Below are 15,820 nucleotides of genomic sequence, written 5' to 3' on the forward strand. Positions count from 1 at the left end.
GCCGAGGAGCCGGGCAGCATCCGGCCCGAGTGGAAGCCCTGGCGCTTCGACGCCCTGCCCATCAAGCTCGCCACGATCCCGGTCAGCTGCGGCACCAACCGGTCCGGCCAGTCGCACGAGCCGAAGATTGCCGCCATCCGGCAGGCGCTGAGCGGCGTCGAGCGTGTGATCATCGCCACCGATCCCGGCCGAGAGGGCTCGATGATCGCCTGGGAGGTGCTGGAACACCTGGGCTGGCGCGGCCGCGTCGACCGGCTCAAGCTCGGCGCACTCGACGACGTCTCGATCCGCCGCGCCTTCGCGGCCCTGGCCAAGGAGCCGGGTTCGGGCGAGCGCGACTACGCCGCCTACCTCGAAGCGCTGTGCAGGCAGTACGAGGACTATCACCTCGGCCTGAACGGCACGCGAGCCATCTCGCTGCGCCTGCGCCCGCCCGCGTTCCGGGAACCCTGGCGCTTCGGCGGCGTACAGACGCCCACCCTCGCCATCCTGGCCGACCTGGAGGAGCGCATCCGATCCTTCGTGCCGCAGGACTTCTTCAAGATTGCCTTGCACCTCGGGACCCAGTCCGGTGCCACGCTGACCCTGTGGCATGCGCCGAAGGAGCGGATCTTCGACGCGGGCGTCGCTGAGACGATCCGAGCCGTCGCCGCGGCATGGTCGGGCCCCCTGGCCGTCGAGCACAAGGATGTGCGCCGTGCACCGCCGCGGCTGTTCTCGAAGGACACCTTGGCGCGGCGCTGCGCCAAGCGGTTCGGCTGGGACCCGCAGCACACGGCCGGGCTCACCCAGGAGTTGTACGATCAGGGTTATCTCAGCTACCCCCGCACCGAGTCCGAATACCTGCCAGAGGGGCAGGCTGCTGACGCCGCGACGGTGGTCGCAGCGGTGACTTCCGTGTTGACCGACTTGGGCAGCCTCATCTCACGGGACGGTGTGCCGGTAATCCGCCGTGGTGCGAAGGGGCATTACGTCAAAGATCCGGGCGAGCACCACGCCATCGTACCCCTGCGCAAGGTGCCTGAGCGCAGCCGCCTGTCAGCCGATCAATTCCGGCTGTGGGAACTCGTCGCGAAGGCGTACCTCGCCGCCCACCTGCACGACGGAATCGATGCGCGCACGAGCGTCACGGTCGAGGTCGGGACACCGCTGGGCCTGAAGCGGTTTGCCGTCTCAGGCAGTGTCATACGGCCCCCCGGGTGGCGCGCGATCTACGGCAGCGAGGCCGAGCTGGAAGCGGACGTCGTGCCCGGCAAGGCCAAGCGCGAGGCGGAGGCCACGTCCGCGCGCCTGCCGCTCGTGAACGATGGCGAGAGAGCCTCGGCCGCGAGCGCGGATGTCGCCACCGCGACGACTGAACCGCCGCGGCGGATCACCCGCGGCGAGTTGCCGGTGGTGATGGGGCGACTGATCGACCAAGTCGATGACCCGGCGGTCAAGCGTGCCCTGGAGAATCCGGTCAACCCGAACGAGCCCAAGGGTCTCGGCACGGCCGCCACCCGCGACACGATCCTGCCCAAGCTCCTGAAGAGCCGCTACATCACGTTGTCCAGCGGTAAGGATCCGGCCATTGAGATGACCGAGGTCGGGCTTGCCTTCATCACGGCGGTGCGACGCGTGTTCCCAGCCTACGGCGACCCGGTCGGGCGCGCCCTGTTCGAGGCGGAGTTGGCCGAGATCGGTCGCGCGGCCACGCGGGCCGAGGCCGTCGAGCGCGCCGACGCTTTCCGGCAACGCACGCGCGCGCGCCTCGATGAGTTGATCGCCGCGATCGCGAACTCGCCCGTCGTCAGCCTCGATCCGAGCCTGATCCCGCCCGGTCAGTCCGACAACCGGCCTCCGACGCCGGCCATGGTGTCGTTTGCGGCGAGCTTAGCTGAGAGAAAGGGCGTGAAGCTGCCGCGTGGCTGCAAGAGCAGTATCAGCGTATGCCGGGCTTTTCTCGACACCCACGCCGGGCCACGCGTACCTCAGGAGGGCGACGCCGATCAATCCCGTGACCGCCGGACTCCGAGCGCGGCGATGCTCAAGTACGCACACAATCTGGCCCAGCAGCGTGGCATCACTTGCCCGCCGGAGGCTGAGACCGACTTCGGCGCATGCCGGCGCTTCCTCGACGCGCACGCCGCTCGGCCGCAGCGTGGAGCGGAGACGCCGAGTTCCGGCGCAGCCAAAGCCAGGGAGCCTGCCGGGCGAGGCAAGCGGCGGGGCAGGGCGGCACCGACTTCGCGACAGCCAGCACCACAACGTCAAGCATGAAGCGACCGAAGGGGGTAAAACAGCCCTTTCATGAACCGGTTGTTGAAGGTCGGTGATGACCGGGCCGCACAGAGTGTGAGATCCGTGCGGCCTCAGCGCTCAATTTGATCTAAATGAGGCTCGTTCCATCCGCGCGCTTGAAGAAATCAGTAATGATGACTTCCGGTCCACGTTCCATTGGCCCCGCTTCTCAGATGTGTCGATTAGTTCATCGACTCGCATAACTAGTTGCTTCATGGTTGGGATAGGCTCGATCTGATCGGCTAGCTTCAGAACACAGCGCCAAAGCGAGCGACGTAGCGCGTCGATCTCATGCACACCAGTGCGAGGCGACTTGCCGTCGATGCGTTCGAAAAAGGCGCCGAATCTTGCCATCGGCTTCGCCTTCGGCTTACCTGCTTCCATGTAGGCTTCCAACATGACGCTGCTCATCGCCGCCGCCTCGGCCGCAGCTTGCCAGGGACCGATCGCCAAGGCGAGCTTACCAATCCGCTCCGTAATTGAGTCCCGCAGAGTGTTGATCTCGCTTTCACGGCGCATGACCTCAAGCTCGGCCTCGCGTTTAAGATGCCATTTGCTCAGATTGCTGACCTTTTCCATATTTTCACTCATCGTCTGGAGATGCTGAGGTGCATCCACTGAGCTTTTACGAGTTGGCCACATCAGATCCTCGCGTGAATTCAGACGATCGCCCTGAACCCATTGCCACTGCCTGCGGCTAGCGACTGCAATGGCTTGGCGGCGTGACGTGCCGCGCCTTGCCTACAGCCCACTTGACGAATAGGAATATAATCTGCTAACTAGGCGCTGGGCCGCTGCTTCGCAGCCTTCGTCGAGGGCCGTCATGAGGCACCCACCACCCACGCTGATGCGAAATTGCCTTAACGCCTTCGCCCAGCCTTCCGCACCAACCTCAACCATCCCGAGGGGGTCTCATCCGAGGCCCCCTTCGCTTTTCTGGAGACTGTTATGACCGCAGCCACCGCCACCAAGACCAAAGGCGCGCTGACCCCAGCCGAGAGCCCGCTCGCCAAGCCGACGCCGGCCCTCATCGTGTTCGGCGCCGACAAGGGCGGCAAACCCCACGCCGCTTGGTTCCCAACCCCGGATGTGAGCTTGGCGACGAAGGCCGCCGCGACCATCGGGTTCCGCGCGCTCGTGCTGTGCGATGATGCCCAGCGCTCAGCCGCCGCTGAACTACTACAGGGCCGAGTGTTCAGCTCGGGTCGCACCTACGTGCCGTTCGTGGCCAAGGAGGTCTATGAGCGCCTGCAAGCCTTCGCTGGCGGATCCCCGGGGCCTACCATCAGCAGCATCAGGTCGGCCGCGCAAAGTCCTGAGAAGCTTGCTGACGGCGATGATGGCTGCCCTGGCGGGTCAGGCCCACCTAATCCCCGCTACCCGCGAAGTTGGGCCGGCATCGCGATCGGCAGCCTTGTACTGATCACCGAGGGCGACGAAGACGGCTGGTACGAGGCGGTTGTAGTCGCCTCGAAGCCAGGCGGCGAGTTCACCCTGCAGTGGCGCGACTGGCCGGATCTGCCACTGCTGATGCGCCGACGCGATGAGATGGCCTTGTTGCACCCTAATGCCGCGGCAGCAGCCGAAGCCTGAACTCAACGCGAATGTGCAAATTGGCCGGCAGGGCTCAAGCTTTGCCGGCCGACGAGCTTCGATGAGGCGGGAGTTTCTACGATCAGATGGCACCGGCGTCGGGCATGCGGACGGTTGCCGTAGCTTCCCCAAAGAGGTCGTGTGCCCAACGTCGACAACGTTGGCTCAGGATGGATCGTAGAGGTTGAGGGGCCGCCCGCAAGCAGACATTCTGCAATGCGCCCATCTCGGTCATTCAACCGATGAGGGCATTGGCCCCGAAGCGGACGCTGAGAGGCCTGCAAAGCCGCTTGCGCCAGCTGGGACAGTCCTCATCTACAGCGGCCGGCCTGATTTGGAGCAAAGCGCGTCGAAGACGGCTGGACTAAACAGGCCTTGCCGCAATCGAACACCACCCACCGCAACGGGCTCGGCGTGTGCGGGCCGAGCGGCGTGCGGCAAAGGAGGCTCCCCGCGCCGCTCTGCGGGCTGACCGGGACAGGATCCGTGGCCGTCTCGCCGCGCCAGCAGACTTTGCTCGATCCCGAAACGTCGCGACGCTCCACGGGGGCCTGAGCGCTCCCGGACCAGCCCCGGACGCCGCACCGCTCAGGAGAACGGAAGCCGGTCCGCGAGCCCGATCTCGCCCGCGAGTGTTCGCAAGTCGTCCAGCGTGTCGTCGGGCAGTTGCAACCCGGCGCGCCGATGATCGGCGTCGTTCCGAGCCTCGATCTCGCCGGGATAGAAGACCTCGTCGTATCCCTGTGCCAGCGGGACGGCCTTCAGGCCCGCGATCATCTCTTCCATGCGCGCGCCGAAGTTCTCGATCGACTGGAACGCCGCGATACCGAGGGCGATCATCAGGTGACCGGCGCCGCTGCGTTCCCGGGCCTGATACGGCCCGTGCACCCCGGGTCCGAAGGCGCTGCCGGTGAGTACACCCGAGAGCATGTCCATCGCGACCGAGATGGCATAGCCCTTGTGCTGCGCCATGGGCAGGATGATGCCGTCGATCGCCTCCTGCGGATCGATGGTCGGCGCGCCCTCAGCGTTGATCGCCCAGCCTTCCGGGATCGTTTGCCCCCTTTGACGCGCGAGGTAGATCTTGCCGCGGGCTACGCCCGTGTTGGCGATGTCGAGCACCAGAGGCGCGTGGGTGCCGGCGGGTGCGGCCCAGGACCACGGATTGTTGCCCACGACCTTCCGCCGCCCGCCCCAGGGCGCCATGGCGGGGCTGGCGTTCGTCGAGAGAAAACCGACGCAGTCCGCGCGCGCCGCCATCAGCGTGAAGTACATCGCGGTGCCGAAGTGGTTCGAGTTGCGGACCGCCACGGCGCCGATGCCGTGCCGCTTTGCTCGATCGACCGCTTCCTGCGCCGCGCGGGCGGCCGAGATCTGTCCCATGGCCTCGCGGCCGTCGAGGACCGCGATCGCACCGCCGTCGACCACGAGTTCGGGTTCGGCGAGCGGATCGCAGACGCCGGCCCGCAACCGTGCCATGTACCAGGGCAACCGCATGACGCCGTGCGACTGGTGCCCCCAGAGATCGGCCTGCACGAGCGTGTCGGCGCACAGCGTTGCCCGATCCTCCGGCATACCGGTGGTCGCGTAGGCGGCCGTCGCGAAGGCGCGCAGCCGGTCTGGGGAAATTCGCTCGTCGGTCATGGGCGCGGATCCGAGATCGGACGGGGATTCGATCTGTGAGGAGGAAGGCCACCAGCCATCGCCGGGTTCGGCAGGCCGTGGCGGCGCGCGGCCCTGCGCCGACATGCAGCGAACGGCTCTGGCGCGGAGCGCTGATCCATCATGCCGCCGGGCTGCCGAACACGACGCAGACGGGCGATCCGGTCTCGACCGCCTGCCCGGTTCGGGCGAGAGCGCCGGTGACCTGATCCACGGCGAAGGATACGATCGTTCGCTGTCCTCGTTCGCGACCAGCAGCGTCTGCCCGGTGGGGTCCAGCGTGATGAAACGCGGCTTCGCGCCTCCGGTCGGGATCCAGACCGTCGGTTTCAGGCCCGCGGCGTCTACCGCGATGACCGCGATGCTGTCGTCGCCACGGTTCGACACGTAGAGCCAGCGCCCGCACGGGGTCAACGCGATGCCGGCGGCGTGGCTGGTCTTGAGGCAGCTGGCCGGCAGCGTGGAGACGATCTCGAGCGGCGAGAGGCGGCCGCTGCCCGCCTCATAGGTGAGCCGGTCGAGGCCATCGGCAGCCTTGAACCGTTTTGCACGACGGAATCACGCCGCGCTTGACGCTGTCCGCTCGAAGGTCACGCAGCAGGCAACCGGACGCGCTCAAACGACCGCATCGGGCTGCGCAGTTGACGACGGACCTGGTGCCGCCAGCTATTCGTGGCGCAGGTTGTCGAGGACGTTATAGACGTTCTCGCTACTATGCTGGCCATCCTCAGCGGTATAGGCGGCGATGTCTGCTAGGGCGCGGGCGAAGTTGTGTGCCGAGCAACTCGCACATCAGGGTAAGGGCGACATCCAGCACACCGGCTGCGGCGTCCCACTCATCGAGGCGGGTGAGGTGTTCGCACTCGTGCTCGACAACCCTCAGGTCACAGGCGTTGGCATGGGCGCGCCGGATCTCATCGCTCAACAGCAGGGCGCGGGCATCGCGCGCCCGCTCGCCATCATCCTCGGTCAACACCTGTGCCGCAGGCGAGCCCGCTCGATGTGGGCGTCCCGTGGCGTAGGCTGGCAACAGAGCCTGGAAGGTCGGCTTTAGTTCATTGCGGTACTGCCCTTCGGTCATCATGCGACTCCGCTCACACCGCGGCGTGAGGCCGTCGGCGAGTATGTTTACGCGCCGGCTCCGCGGGGCGAGCAGCAGGCTCAGGCGGTCATGAGGGGCGCGCCTCGAAACTGACTCGCTCCCAAGTCCCATGATATCCCGCGTCGGCGGGCGACGGGGTGCGGCACGACAGTCACTGCGTGCCGCGGAGGACGGCCCCTGCGTTCGGTGCACTCGCGCCCGCACCGGCCAGCAACGATGCAGCCCCCCCCTAGCGGCGTCGCCGCTGTTGCGCCCGAGCCATGCTCCGCTGGCTCGCGGCGCGATCACGCTCCTGAGCCGCGAAAGCCCGCTCGGTAGCCCGCGCCGCGCAATTGAGGGCGCTGAGGACCGCCCGGCCGTCGCCGGCGGCAAAGGCCAGCCTGTCGAGCCTTTTGCCCGCCAGCATGTTCGCCATGCGAACGAGGTCGCCAGGGCCCAGCTGATACTTCTTGCTCGCGAACTTGCCGGTGAACTCGCGCAGCGGCTCACCGGGCGCTGGATCGGCGACCCCACGAGTTTCGGCGATGATGCGGTACTCGTTGACGGGCGCCTTCAGCATGTAGAGGACTTGACCCTCCACCTTCTCGGGTCGAACGGGGCGAAAGTGGGCGGCCGCAACGCCGGGGATGAGGGTGCGGCAGCGCCTGTTGAGGCTGTCGCGGATCTCCGTCATCCGCTGCTTGGAGATGCCCCACACCAGCAGATGCAGGTGCCAAGAGATCGCCCGCTTCCAGTTGGTCCGAACAGCATCAGCATTGGTGTAGAGGGCGGCCTCCACCATGCCGACGAAGCTGGCTCCCCGCAACTCAGCACGCGCCCACTGCTGAAGCTTGAAGAGGTCGAGATCGGCGGCCGTGTCATAGGGAAGGGTGTAGGTGTCGCGGATCAGGGTAACCCAGAAAATCGGCGCGCTCCGGGGGAGCGCGGCGGTGAAGCTGGTGACGTGATCCGTCGCGAGCTGCGCATACGCGATTCGGGCCGCGTAGTTGCAGGCCGACAAGCGGAACGCCGCCTCGGGGTCGATTTCGTCGCGCGTTGCACGCGAAAGCCGAGCGGCGGCAAGCCGACGTTCCTCGCTGCGGGCGATGCTGCGCGGGTCATCGGTGTGGTACGCGAGGAACCTCGGCCAGGTGTTGCAAGGCAACCGGGCCGGCGACCGCTTGCGCGGTTTCAGGCGCCGGCGGGGCCGTGAGCGTCTTGAAGGGGCACTCGGGGGTTCGGGGCAGGTTCGGGGCGAAAGGGCCTCAGGCGGGCTTGTAGCGGGGCTCTGTGGGCCGTTTGAGGCCGTGGGGCGAGGGGTTGGCGGGGTGTGTTGCGTTACAAGGGGGCAAGCACCTCTATGCGCCTGATCGGCGCGCTGGGTTAGGCACGCACGAAACACCGATGCGCCCGTCCCGGGGCGCCGCCATGATATATGGGGAATTTTTAGCTTCGCCATCACCGTATCACCTGTATCCGCGCGAACATCCAAGACCATCTTCGGCCCGGCTCGGCGCTTTACCCGGCGCCGGCAAGCGTCGATGATCAGCACAGTCGAAGACGCCTTCACTCGTGCAGCGTCACTGCCCCAAGGAAACGAGAGGTCGTGGTCACTTAATTCTAAATTCGACGATGTCGGCAGTGAGCAGCCCCGGACACCGCTTGTGTCCGGGGTAACCCCCTCAGCCAATCAGGCCCCGTTTGCTGAGCGCGCGGGAAACCCACCGGAGCGCTTGTTCCTTATTCCGGAAGGTTTTCTGCGCCACCAAGCCGTCGATGGCGTAGGCGAGCACTGCCTCAAAAGCCGCCGTGGGCGGCAGGGACAGAGTTGGAATCACATCATCCAAAGCGGCTTCGAGTTGATCCTGCGACACGCGCAGTTTCACGCGCCGAGTTCGGACTTGTTCGAGTCTGGTCATCGTTCTTCTCCAACGATGGCAGAGTGCCATCACAGAGCCTTTACGTGACGAGACAGACGCCTCACGCAGCCGGTACGCATCGTTGCAGCGACCTTTACAGCGCTGCAGCCCTCCTCATCGGCGCCGCCAGTCAACACGAGCTTGCCGGAGGCGTGTTGGCCAAATTGTCGGCCTGTAGGACGCTCACCAGGGGTTTGATAGCTCAGCCCACGCCTCCCGCTATCTGCCTGCTGCCGAGGGCGGAAACGGCGTCAGCAGCCTCGCTGGGTCCCCTCAGCTCGCGTCTATCCGCCCGCGTTCGTCGACACCGAACAGCATCAGGCCATCAGCAAGAGTGGGCCGCGGCGGTGATGTCCTTTCTGGCTGCCTAATGGCGCCAAGCGATGCGACGGCGTCGAGGAGATAGCGATAGGCGGCAGCACCGGGGAGGCGAGCGTGGCGGTTTCAACCGCTATCGGCGCGTCCAAAAACAAGCGGGATCCGGCGCGGGGCTGCCGATCACAATGTAGCAGTCATCCGCACCCAGGTCTGGCGTCTCAGGTAAATACCAATTGAAAATGTGACCGATGCAATGCCGTTGGAGCAAAGCCAAGGCGCAGCAAAGTCACTTCAGAATGCTTACTGCAGATGCTCAAAAACGGCGCCTGTATATGAATACCCATGCCTTGATCACCATGTCAGCGCTGAAAAGCATGTGCAGTATAGCCCCTGCTGAACGACAAGATACGAGCCCAATCAGCCCAATTTAGGAAGCAAAACCTCCTGAGCAACCTTGGAGACCATGAATCCCATGAGCAGCACCGCCGCCGCCCGCCAGATCGCCGCCGCTTACGGGGATTGGGCCCTGCGCTTGCAGGAAGACGGTTGGACGCCCTCCCTGCTGACCCTCATGTTCCGCCAGCTGCGCGGCACGCCTACGGCCGTCGCGCGCCAGATGGAACGTGAGACGGAGCGGGTCTACGGGCGCTTCATCACCCGCGTGCGCCGCAATCCGCATGCCCTGTCGAGCATCGGCCGCCTCCCGCTGTGGATTTGCAGCCCCGACTACCCGGTCTTCAAGCATGCTAAGCAGAGCTTGGCCGACGTGACCGTCAACGACGGGCGCCATCTGCACGTCATCGATTTTCAGCCCCCCGCCGCCCATTCCCGGCTGCCCGTGCCTATCGCCGACCATTTTGCGAGCGATCAGGGCATCTACGTGCACTCGGATTACCCCCTGCTACGCTTGCATGCTGTGCCGATCACCCACGACCTCGGCGCCGTCGTCGATTACACGCTGAAGGCCCTACGCCGGGGGCTGCTCGGCGAGGATGGGGTGTTCATCCTCCCCCGCAGCCGGTCGGAGCTGCCGATGCGGGGCGGCCTGCTTAAGGGACAGCGCGGTGCGGGGGCAGTGCTCGGTATGCGGGATCTGTCGGACGACCGTGCCTTGTGCTGAAGCGCAGACTGGTTGCCGGCATGCGGGCGCGAAGCAGCATCGGATCGCCCCCGCATCGTGGTGTAACCCCACGATGCGGGGGTAAGCGCAACAACGTCTATGTGGCTTCAGGGTCCAACGGTGCCCCGTGCGGCTCGTTGATTCGGACGTGCAACATCATCAGTTTGACCCAAGATTGCCGTATCAACGTCAACATCGCATCCCTCTCAAAATCGTTAGTCTCGAAAGTCATAACATTATCTATCATACGTGCCGTCAATGTCAGCATCTCTTCGCAAAGTATTTTAGTCTGCTCCAGTGACTTGACGTTTATGGAGATATCGTCGAGTAATTCAGACTGATTGTGTTCATCATCGTAGCTGGCATCTGGGTTTCGAGCCGGATCATTCGCCTCTAACCATTCGGCATCGCCGCTGATCTCGTCGATCCTGGGCTTAAATCTTTGATCGCCTGCGGAGATCTTGATATCACTGTCAATCAAGGGCGCACCGTTCTTCTCGGCTAATGTGCTTTGCTCCCTGTCTTTCACCAAAGCCTCAAGTACTTCCTCCATCGTCACAGAGGTTGGGTCGCCCCCTTGGTCGAGCCACTCGCGTGCGCCGGCCAAGATCTTAGCGCGATACTGAGCTGCTTTGCGCAAGTTGTTCTGGCCATGCTTTTTCAAAAGCCGGTCAACTTCAGCTAGGGGTGTGTCTAGGTCGAAATAATACTGCAGAGATTGAGCGTATTGCGTGGCACGATCTCGGCTTTCCATACCGCTTTGGTAAAATATGTATAGGAATAGGTAGTGCAAGAAATTTTTTTTGATAAGAACCACAGGCGGCCCATTGGTGTATCTTGCGTCAGATATTTCAGAAGCTAGTAGTGAATAACAGTGATCGTGAAGTATAAATTTGAGAGCGATGTAGTAAGCGACGATCAACATCTCATGAACGCGTGAATGATGCCCGATACCAATTAGTGCGCACGCTTTCTTCGCCAAGATTGCGGCTGACATCGGCCGGTCATCTGCTTCCCGCATGATGCTAAGTGGGTTGACCGCAGGGTGGGTACAAATTGCTTCAGATCCAATTTCATTCCGCAGGGCCTCGGTATATCGTTGCTTATCAGCGCTGTAGTCCTCTGCACTTTTAAAATCGCTCGTAGCCGCTCCGCAAGGGTTGATGTCTCCATCAATTCTGTTGGATTGCCCCAGCGATCTGCCCTTGATTTGTTCTCTCGTCAATTTTTGGGGTGGTCGATTTTTATTAGTCACAGCCGCCTCACTCGCTCGGAGTACAACCTGGGAGATCGCACTCCGATTGGGGAAGGAACATCCGTTTGCGCAAGCGAAAGCTGAAGCTTTAGGGCTTGCGACCGGCATGCACCACCGGTATACAAGGCGGGTTCGGTCAGCGCTTAAGTGTCTGTAATATCGATGCCTTACTCGGGCAGTCGCCCAGTCCTTTCCTGGGCACCAATTGATAGATGTGAGCCCGCCAAGTCGTTGGCGGGCTTTATCTTTTCCGGGGTGCGGGTTTGCCGACGCCTCGTAGGCGATCGAGATAGCTCGCGATCCGTGCGGGCGCTGGACGCTCGGTGGCGATCCTGAATGTGCCGGGCGACGGCTGCTCCCTTACTGGCAGGCTTCAAGGCCGCTGACGGCCTTGGCTGCATCGGCGAGAACAAGCTTAGCACGAGTGATCGCGCCGGTCCCGATCGCCCCCGTGAGCACATCAAGCTTCGACCGGATCAAGGCAGCGACGTTGCCAAAGGTCTCGCGGTATAAAAGCGGTCACGCCGCTTTTAATCGAATGTTTACGCTGCCCAACCAGTCTTCGACGGTCTGACGCGGCGGTTGCACGCGGAGACGTGGCGGAGAGCAACATGGAGCCGAGCGAGGTCGAGCGGTTCGCGCGGGTCGCCTCCGAACTGACCGCCCTGGGCCAACCTCCGCAGGCCTCGCCACACGATTCCCGCCCGATCGCCATCGTCGTGCCCGTCTTCAACGACTGGGCCGCCTTCCGCATCCTGGCACAGGCGATCGACACAGTTCTGGTCGAGGCTGATCTTCACGCCGACCTCATCATCGTCGATGACGGATCCTGGCAATCGGGGGAGCGCGTGCTGGCCGAGGTCGCCAACGCGGCACGCCGGCTGCGCCTGCGCCCGGCGGTCCTGGCCACCAATCTCGGCCATCAGCGTGCGATCGCGGTCGGTCTCGTCCAGGCGAGTAAGCAGGCGAGTGCCTACCGCGCGATCCTCGTCATGGATGGCGACGGCGAGGATCCGCCGGAGCATATCCCGCGGCTCGTCGCGGAAGCCGCGGCCCACCCCGAGGCCGTGATCTGCGCCCAGCGCCGACGCCGCTTCGAGGGCGCCCGTTTCGCGCTCGGCTACGGGCTGTTCAAACTGGTCTTCCGGCTCTGCACGGGGCGGCGCATCGATTTCGGACATTATTGCGCGATTCCACCGGCGCATCTGCCGCGGCTCGTCCATGCCCCGGCGTTGTGGAGCCATTTCGCCGCGAGCCTGATCCGCTCCGGCCTGCCGCTCCGCCGCATCCCCCTCGACCGCGGCCAGCGTTACGTCGGGCGTTCGACCATGAACGCGACGGCGCTGATCCGGCACGGGCTCAACGCCATCGCGGTGTTCGAGGATGTCTGCCTCGTACGCCTGCTCGTGCTCCTGGCCGTGTTCGGATGCGGCGTGGTCGTCGCGATGATCGGCGTGGTGCTCGTCCGCTTCTGCACCGACCTCGCCATGCCCGGCTGGGCGACGAACGCGGGCGGCCTGCTCCTCGTTGTTCTGTTCCAGGCGGCCCTGCTCGCGGCGACGGCGGCGGCGGCCCACCTCAACCGGCGCGCACTGCCCGAGACCGTGCCGGCCCGCGATGCGCACTGGTTCCTGCTGGCTCCCGCCGCGGAGAAAACCGAAGACGGAGACGCGAAGTGGCCAGCGGATCAGCGCGCGGCGTGACGGCCCCGCACGCCGCGTATGTCGGGACCGAACTCGAGCTGTTCGCGACCGCGTGCAACTGGAAGCGCTACTGGTCCGACGTGATCGCGCCGTTCGTCGGCGGCCGCGTCCTCGATGTCGGCGCCGGACTGGGCGCGACGGCGGAGGTGTTCGCCCCGCGGACAGGCATCACGGCCTGGACCTGTCTGGAGCCTGATGCACGCTTCGCTGCGCACCTCGCGACGCGGATCGCGTCGGGCGGGCTGCCGGCTCGGACACGGGTGCTGCGCGGAACGAGCCGTGACCTCGACCCCGCTCAGCGCTTCGACACCATCCTGTACATCGACGTGCTGGAGCATATCCGCGACGATCACGGCGAGCTTGCGGGGGCGGCTTCGCGCCTGGCAGACGGCGGCCACCTCATCGTGCTCTCGCCGGCCCATCCGTTCCTCTACGCGCCCTTCGATGCCGCGATCGGACACGAGCGGCGCTACACCCGTGCGACCTTGCGCGCGGCTGCGCCCGACGGCCTGCGGCGGGTGCGGCTCGACTACCTCGATGCGGTCGGGTTCGGCGCCTCACTGGGCAACCGTCTGGTCCTGCGGAGCGCGATGCCGAGCGCGGGCCAGATCTCCGCCTGGGACCGCCTGATGGTTCCGATCTCGCGCCGCCTCGATCCCTGGCTGGGGTTCCGCGCCGGAAAGTCGGTCGTCGGGGTCTGGACGCGATGAGCGCCGGGCTGATCACCGGTGCGGCGCCGCCTGTCAGCCTGTCGCGCGGCACCGAACTCGGCTGGGGCCTGCTGACCGCCTGTCTCGCCGTTGCGACCGCGGCGATTCCGCTGGCCCACACCCCGACCTTCTACTTCACGGACGATTATCAAGCCTACTTCATGCCGGGGTTCCTGGAGATCGCCCGGCTGATCAAGGCGGGGGAGCTGCCGTTCCTGACGCCGCGCCTGTTCCAGGGTGGCGCGTTCCTCGCCGAGTATCAGTACGCGCTGTTCAACCCCGTCAGCCTCCTGCTCTACCTCGTACTCGACGGGTTCGCGCGGCTCGATCAGGCGGCGGCCTTCTTCGTGCTCGTCCATGTCGGCCTGCTCGCCGGCGGGACTTACGCCCTGGCGCGCGTGGTCGGTGTCAGCCAGGCGGCCGCCATGCTGGCCGGGCTGACAGCCGCGACGAGCGGATGGATCATCTATTGGGGCGCGATCACGTGGATCCCCGGCCTTGTCAGCACCGCCTGGCTGTCCTGGGCGACCGCCGCGTTGATCCGGGCCTATCGGGCACCGGGTTTCGTGCCCGCGGCCGCGGGCGCCGTCTCTATGACCATCGCGAGCGGCTGGCCGTTCTCCGACGCGGCGCTCCTCGCCGGCCTCGGCGTCGCTCTCCCCCTGGCCTTCTGGGCCGGCCGCGACGGATGGGCCTGCGCCCGTATTGCCCTGGCTGCCGGGCTCGGCGGGCTACTCGCCGCCCCGGCCTGGATGCCGCTCGCGGCCGCGATCGGGACAAGTTCCCGCCAGCCGGAGGTCCTGTTCCACGACATGCTGTCTACGCCGCTCGCCGTGATCCTGGCGATGGGCGTGCCGGTCTGGCCGGAGACCTGGCTCGGATTCCGCGGCTTGAAAATGCATGTCGGGCCGCCGGCCCAGTACGTCTCCTGGTGGGTCCCGGTCGCCCTGGTGAACGCCTCCCGGGCACGGCTGAACGAGCCGGAGAGCCGCGGCGTCGCCCTGTTGCTGGCCGTGACGGCGGTGATCGCGCTGCTCGCGATCTCACCCGGCGTATCGCAGTTGCGCTGGCCGTTCCGCTTCCTGCCCTACGTTCAGATTGGCTGCACCATCGTGGCCGCCTGGTTTGCGACCCGGGACCGCTGGGCGCCGGGCCGGACCCTGGGGCTCATCGCGATCGGCGGCGCGGTCGCGCTCGTCCGCGATCCAGGCCTGCTCACGCTCCAGATCGGGTTGACGGCGCTCATCGCCCTCACGGCCGCGCTGGCGCTGCGGGCGGAGGGGACGACGCGTCTCGCGATCATCGCTGCAAGCCACGCGGTCGTGTTCGCGATCCTCACCACGACCATGCCGGTCAACGAGCAGGTCGGCACATGGCCCGCGCCGATGGCGCGTTCGGCCTATGTCGCTCCACCCCTGCGCCCGGGCGACACGATGCTGGTCCTCCACGATACCGACTACCATCGCACCCCGATGGCACCGCCGGCCCAGGGCGCCCTGTTCACCGAATTGCCGCATTCCAACACGCCGCTGCTGACCGACGCCGCAGTGGTCGGCGGCTACTCGCCGATGCCGATGCGGGGCTTCCGTGCGATCTGCATGTGGCGGGGCGGGGCGACCTGCCCGGAGGCCGCCGAGCGGCTGGCGCGCCCGGACCCCGTGACCGGCGCCAGCACCCTCGATCTCGCGCGCGTGGCGCGGGTCGCTGTGGAACGAGGGCCGCGCGCGGACGGCTTCGCTGCCGTCGCCGGACCGGGCTGGACCCGGCGCAGCGGCGTGGCGGCCGAGTTGTTCGAGCGGGTGGGCGGCGGCTCTACCCTGCCCGGAACGCTCTCGGCCGGGCCACCGGGCTTCACCGTCACCGCGGCCGCGGAGGGCGCGGCGTCGGGACGCTACGCCGTCACCTCACCGGGCGGCGGACGCGTCGTCTGGGCGCGCGCCTGGTATCCGGGCTACGCCGCGGCCTGGAACGGCGCACCGCTGGCCGTCGAGACCGTCAACGACTTCCTGCTGTCGGCACTCATCCCGGCCGGAGACGGCGTGCTGACCATGCAGTACGTGCCGGCCGGTCTGCGCACGGGCCTCACCGTTTCGGCGCTTGCCGCGATCGCGTTGGTCGGCCTCATGCTGTCGCGCCGGCTGAGACCGCACCGCCTTCCGGGCTGAGGTCCGGGGAGGGC

At 65.9% G+C, this 15,820-nt stretch carries 12 protein-coding genes and 1 pseudogene; 6 read left to right on the forward strand and 7 right to left on the reverse strand.

Going from position 1 to position 15,820, the window contains the following annotated elements; translation table 11 throughout:
* The coding region (locus MKK84_RS27335; protein WP_243925115.1) for a type IA DNA topoisomerase at nt 1–2,259 on the forward strand (2,259 nt) is incomplete at its 5' end.
* Nucleotides 2,260–2,358: 99 nt separating this feature from the next.
* Here MKK84_RS27335 and MKK84_RS27340 read toward each other — a convergent pair.
* Nucleotides 2,359–2,859: a hypothetical protein gene (locus MKK84_RS27340; protein ID WP_243925117.1), complete on the reverse strand. Its 501-nt coding sequence runs from the start codon at nt 2,857–2,859 to the stop codon at nt 2,359–2,361.
* 369 nt (nt 2,860–3,228) lie between these two features.
* Between MKK84_RS27340 and MKK84_RS27345 the strand changes: the two genes are divergently transcribed.
* The gene (locus MKK84_RS27345) at nt 3,229–3,873 is read left to right on the forward strand and encodes a hypothetical protein (protein WP_243925118.1); all 645 of its coding nucleotides are present in this window, start codon (nt 3,229–3,231) and stop codon (nt 3,871–3,873) included.
* Nucleotides 3,874–4,461: 588 nt separating this feature from the next.
* Here the strand turns inward: MKK84_RS27345 and MKK84_RS27350 are convergent.
* The 5 genes and pseudogenes from MKK84_RS27350 to MKK84_RS27365 form a co-directional block, all read right to left on the reverse strand.
* The gene (locus MKK84_RS27350) at nt 4,462–5,622 is read right to left on the reverse strand and encodes an Ldh family oxidoreductase (protein WP_313899372.1); all 1,161 of its coding nucleotides are present in this window, start codon (nt 5,620–5,622) and stop codon (nt 4,462–4,464) included.
* Nucleotides 5,623–5,778: 156 nt separating this feature from the next.
* Nucleotides 5,779–6,039, reverse strand: a pseudogene (locus MKK84_RS35565) (lactonase family protein); the annotation flags it as partial.
* A gap of 223 nt (nt 6,040–6,262) precedes the next feature.
* A complete protein-coding gene (locus MKK84_RS27355; RefSeq protein WP_243925119.1) occupies nt 6,263–6,619 on the reverse strand; it encodes a hypothetical protein in 357 nt (118 codons plus the stop codon).
* Between the two features lie 247 nt (nt 6,620–6,866).
* The gene (locus MKK84_RS27360) at nt 6,867–7,781 is read right to left on the reverse strand and encodes a hypothetical protein (protein WP_243925121.1); all 915 of its coding nucleotides are present in this window, start codon (nt 7,779–7,781) and stop codon (nt 6,867–6,869) included.
* Nucleotides 7,782–8,298: 517 nt separating this feature from the next.
* The gene (locus tag MKK84_RS27365) at nt 8,299–8,535 is read right to left on the reverse strand and encodes a hypothetical protein (RefSeq protein ID WP_243925123.1); all 237 of its coding nucleotides are present in this window, start codon (nt 8,533–8,535) and stop codon (nt 8,299–8,301) included.
* 790 nt (nt 8,536–9,325) lie between these two features.
* Here MKK84_RS27365 and MKK84_RS27370 point away from each other — a divergent pair.
* Nucleotides 9,326–9,973 (forward strand): hypothetical protein, encoded by a 648-nt coding sequence (locus MKK84_RS27370; RefSeq protein ID WP_243925124.1) that lies wholly within the window; start codon nt 9,326–9,328, stop codon nt 9,971–9,973.
* Nucleotides 9,974–10,070: 97 nt separating this feature from the next.
* On the opposite strand, the gene MKK84_RS27375 is transcribed toward MKK84_RS27370, so the two are convergent.
* Entirely contained in the window at nt 10,071–11,228 is a 1,158-nt protein-coding gene (locus tag MKK84_RS27375) for a hypothetical protein (RefSeq protein ID WP_243925126.1), read from the reverse strand.
* Between the two features lie 596 nt (nt 11,229–11,824).
* On the opposite strand from MKK84_RS27375, the gene MKK84_RS27380 reads away from it, so the two are divergent.
* From MKK84_RS27380 to MKK84_RS27390, 3 genes are read left to right on the forward strand one after another with little or no spacing between them, the layout of a single operon-like run.
* The gene (locus MKK84_RS27380; protein ID WP_243925127.1) at nt 11,825–12,931 is read left to right on the forward strand and encodes a glycosyltransferase; all 1,107 of its coding nucleotides are present in this window, start codon (nt 11,825–11,827) and stop codon (nt 12,929–12,931) included.
* Nucleotides 12,928–13,641, forward strand: coding sequence for a class I SAM-dependent methyltransferase (locus MKK84_RS27385; RefSeq protein WP_243925129.1), 714 nt, complete (start codon nt 12,928–12,930; stop codon nt 13,639–13,641). Before MKK84_RS27380 ends, MKK84_RS27385 begins: the two co-directional genes overlap by 4 nt.
* Nucleotides 13,638–15,806 (forward strand): hypothetical protein, encoded by a 2,169-nt coding sequence (locus MKK84_RS27390; protein WP_243925130.1) that lies wholly within the window; start codon nt 13,638–13,640, stop codon nt 15,804–15,806. Before MKK84_RS27385 ends, MKK84_RS27390 begins: the two co-directional genes overlap by 4 nt.
* Nucleotides 15,807–15,820 lie beyond the last annotated feature (14 nt).

The sequence above is a fragment of the Methylobacterium sp. E-065 genome (assembly GCF_022829605.1).
Taxonomy (GTDB): domain Bacteria; phylum Pseudomonadota; class Alphaproteobacteria; order Rhizobiales; family Beijerinckiaceae; genus Methylobacterium.